The organism is Streptomyces sp. NPDC058534 (assembly GCF_042717365.1).
In the GTDB taxonomy this organism is placed as follows: domain Bacteria; phylum Actinomycetota; class Actinomycetes; order Streptomycetales; family Streptomycetaceae; genus Streptomyces.
Genome location: NZ_JBHXNW010000169.1, coordinates 1 through 3,336 on the forward strand (window position 1 = coordinate 1; position 3,336 = coordinate 3,336).

The 3,336-nt window shown below is 73.3% G+C and carries 5 protein-coding genes; 4 read left to right on the forward strand and 1 reads right to left on the reverse strand.

Annotated features, from left to right (window positions below; translation table 11 throughout):
- Nucleotides 1-868: ABC transporter ATP-binding protein (locus tag ACFWR9_RS42485; RefSeq protein ID WP_383852989.1), on the forward strand; the 868-nt coding region annotated here is incomplete at its 5' end.
- A 22-nt stretch (nucleotides 869-890) separates the two neighbouring features.
- Here ACFWR9_RS42485 and ACFWR9_RS42490 read toward each other — a convergent pair.
- A complete protein-coding gene (locus ACFWR9_RS42490) occupies nucleotides 891-1,484 on the reverse strand; it encodes a TetR/AcrR family transcriptional regulator (protein ID WP_383852992.1) in 594 nt (197 codons plus the stop codon).
- A gap of 125 nt (nucleotides 1,485-1,609) precedes the next feature.
- Between ACFWR9_RS42490 and ACFWR9_RS42495 the strand changes: the two genes are divergently transcribed.
- From ACFWR9_RS42495 to ACFWR9_RS42505, 3 genes are all read left to right on the forward strand, one after another.
- Nucleotides 1,610-2,035, forward strand: coding sequence for a nuclear transport factor 2 family protein (locus ACFWR9_RS42495; RefSeq protein ID WP_383852995.1), 426 nt, complete (start codon nucleotides 1,610-1,612; stop codon nucleotides 2,033-2,035).
- Complete coding sequence (locus tag ACFWR9_RS42500) at nucleotides 2,032-2,871, forward strand: NAD(P)H-binding protein (RefSeq protein ID WP_383852998.1); 840 nt, start codon at nucleotides 2,032-2,034, stop codon at nucleotides 2,869-2,871. The genes ACFWR9_RS42495 and ACFWR9_RS42500 overlap by 4 nt, the downstream gene beginning before the upstream one ends.
- A gap of 147 nt (nucleotides 2,872-3,018) precedes the next feature.
- On the forward strand, nucleotides 3,019-3,282 hold the full coding sequence (locus ACFWR9_RS42505; RefSeq protein ID WP_383853001.1) for a DUF5133 domain-containing protein: 264 nt from the start codon (nucleotides 3,019-3,021) through the stop codon (nucleotides 3,280-3,282).
- The last annotated feature ends 54 nt before the right edge of the window (nucleotides 3,283-3,336 follow it).

A 3,336-nucleotide genomic window follows, 5' to 3' on the forward strand; every position in this document is an offset into this window, starting at 1 on the left:
CCGAGGATCGGACCAGGGCAAGGCGACCGCACACGGCCACGCCGCGCCCGAAAAGCCCGAAACACCCGGGCAACCACAGAATTCTAGAGACGCTCCCGAACTGGAGGACAACGAGGGCAAGGACGCACTGACCGGACTGCGCGGCGCCGTCACCTTCGAGGGTGTCGGGCACCTCTTCGAGGGCGACGGCCGGCCCGCGGTGGACGACTTCACGCTCGCGGTCGAACCCGGCGAGACGGTCGCGCTGGTGGGCGCGTCCGGCGCCGGCAAGTCCACCGTGCTCAACCTGGTCATCGGCTTCCTGCGGCCCACCTCGGGCCGGCTGCTGCTCGACGGAACCGACATGAGCACCCTCGACCTGCGCACGTACCGGCGCTTCGTCTCGGTGGTGCCGCAGGAGTCGATCCTGTTCGACGGCACGATCCGGGACAACGTCGCCTACGGCATGGACGACGCCGACGAGGAGTCGGTGCGCCGTGCCCTGCGCGACGCCAACGCCCTGGAGTTCGTCGACCGGCTGCCCCGGGGCCTGGACACCCTGGTCGGCGAACACGGGGCCCGGCTGTCCGGCGGGCAGCGCCAGCGCCTCGCCATCGCCCGCGCCCTGATCCGGGACCCCCGGGTGCTGATCCTCGACGAGGCCACCTCCGCGCTGGACACCCGCTCGGAGGCGCTCGTCCAGGAGGCGCTGGCCCGGCTGCTGCGCGGGCGCACCACGTTCGTCGTGGCGCACCGGCTGTCCACCGTGCGCGGCGCGGACCGGATCGTGGTGATGGGCGAGGGGCGCATCCAGGAGGCCGGCACCCACGAGGAACTGCTGGCCGGAGGAGGGGCGTACACGGCGCTGCACGGCGGCCAGGTCGCGTGACCCAGTCCGCGTCGCCCGGCCCTCAGGCCGGTGCCGGGGGAGTGGCCAGGACGCGGGTGGTGAACTCCGCCAGCTGGGCGCGCATCCGCTCGCGCGGCACGCCCTCCCGGCCGGCCAGGTGCTCGACGAGGTCCGCCCGGACGGCGGCGAGCAGCGCGTGCGCGGCGAACTCGCCGTCGTCGAGGCCGGGGACTTGCTCAAGGACGGTGCGCAGGAGTGTGTGCCAGCGGTCGTAGTGCCCCGCGGCGTAGGGGCTGTCGCTGCCGGAGCCCTCCAGGGCCAGCGCGAGCCGGCGGTTGTCGAGCTTGAAGCACAGGAGTGCGTCGAGCAGCGCGAGCACCCGCCGCGCCGGCGGGGCGCCGGGGCCCAGGGGCGGCGGCCCCGACTCGACGGCCTCCTCGAACGGCCGCAGCCGTGCCGCGTAGAGCGCCTTGACGAGCCCGACCCGGTCGCCGAAGGCCCGGAAGATGGTCCCCTTGCCGACGCCGGCCGCTGCCGCGACGCCGGCCATGGTGACGTCGTCGGGGCTCTCGCACCGGTCGAAAAGGGTGTCGGCCGCAGCGAGGACGGCCGCCTCGTTGCGCGCCGCGTCCTTGCGTGTCCTGCGTTCGGTCACAGGGCTCTCCTTCTTCGCGGGCAGGGGCGCGTCCGTCGGGCAGGACGCGTTGCAAAGCGGACCGTCGGTCCGTATCGTGCAAGCGGACCGCCGGTCCGCATTCTATGCGAAGAAGGAGCCCACGTATGCCCGCACACACCCCGGCACCGGACCTGTACCGCCACAGCCTGCGCCTGATGATGGACAAGGACATCGACGCCTGGGTCGCCCTCTGGGCCGACGACGCCGTCATGGAGTTCCCGTTCGCCCCCGAAGGGTGGCCCCGGCGACTGGAGGGCCGCGAGGCCGTGGCCGCGTACATGCGCCACTACCCCGACCACATCGACCTCCACGACTTCCCCGAGCTGCGCATCCACGAGACCACCGACCCGACGACCGTCGTGGTGGAGATGCGCGCCGTGGGGCGGCTGGTGCGCACCGGCGCGCCCTACGACATGACCTACATCGCCGTCGTGACCGTCGAGGACGGCCGGTTCACCTCGTACCGCGACTACTGGAACCCCCTCGTCCTCCAGCAGCCCGGCGCCGATTTCGTGGAGGACGCCCGATGACCGGCACCACCCTGGTGGTCGGCGCCACCGGGACCACCGGGAGCCGCACCGCAGCCCGGCTGATCGCCGCCGGTCACCGCCTCAAGGCCGCGAGCCGGAGCGCGCCCTCGGCGGCGGGCGCGGACCCGGTCCGCTTCGACTGGTACGACCCCGCCACGCACGACGCGGCCCTCGACGGAGCCGACCGCGTCTACCTCGTCCCGCCCGTGGGCGACCTGGACCCGGCCGCGGTCATGCTGCCCTTCCTGCGCCGGGCCCGTGCCGCCGGCGTGCGGCGTGCCGTGCTGCTCAGCGCCTCGGCCGTCCCCGAGGGCGGCCCGGCGGTGGGCGTGGTGCACGGCGCGCTGCCCGGTCTGTTCGAGGAGTGGGCGGTACTGCGGCCCTCCTGGTTCATGCAGAACTTCACCGGCGGCCACGCCCACGCCGTCACCGTCCGGCAGGAGGGCGCCATCATGACCGCCACCGGAAGCGGCCGGGTGGGCTTCGTCGACGCCGACGACATCGCCGCCGTCGCCGTGCGCGTCCTGACCGCCGACCACGCCCCGGGCACGGACCTGATCCTCACCGGCCCCGAGGCCCTGTCCCACGACGACGTCGCCGCGATCCTCACGCGGGCCGCCGGCCGGCCGGTGGCGCATCGCCGGCTGACCCGTGAACGGATGCGCGACCGCCTCGCGACGGTGGTGCCGCCGGACTACGCCGAACTGCTCGCGGACATGGACCGCGCCATCGCCCGGGGCGCCGAGGACCGCACCACCGACACCGTCCAGCGCCTCACCGGCCGCCCGTCGCGCGGCTTTCGGGAGGTCGTGGAACGGGAGTGGGGCCTGCGGTGAGTGTTTTCAATCAACTTGTCGACCATTCAGGGTGGCGGCCGGACAGCCGGCGACAGAATCTCGTCAATTGCGAGCAGCGGCACCCGTGATGTGATTGTTTCGACCAGGTTCGGGCATACGGAGCGAAAATCGAGAGAGGGGCGCTTCGTGCTCGAACCCGACCCGAAGGTCGTCAGGGAGTTGCTGACGCGGTACGCGTCGCTGCGGATCGCTCAGGCGGAGAGGGAGAGCCCGGCGGCGGCGCGGGAGCTGGCGGACGTCAGCTACACGCTCTGCGTGATGATGGCGACGACCGGCGTCCACGACGCGGTGGCGAAGGCGGACACACTGCTGCTCGCGAAGGGGCGGACGGCACCAGAGGTCCGCACGGTGGAGCCCGACGAGGAGCGCGGCCTCTCGCTGGCCGTCTGACCCGCCGCCCCCGGGGCCCGCGCCACGGACCGGACCAGGAGCACCGTCCTGGTC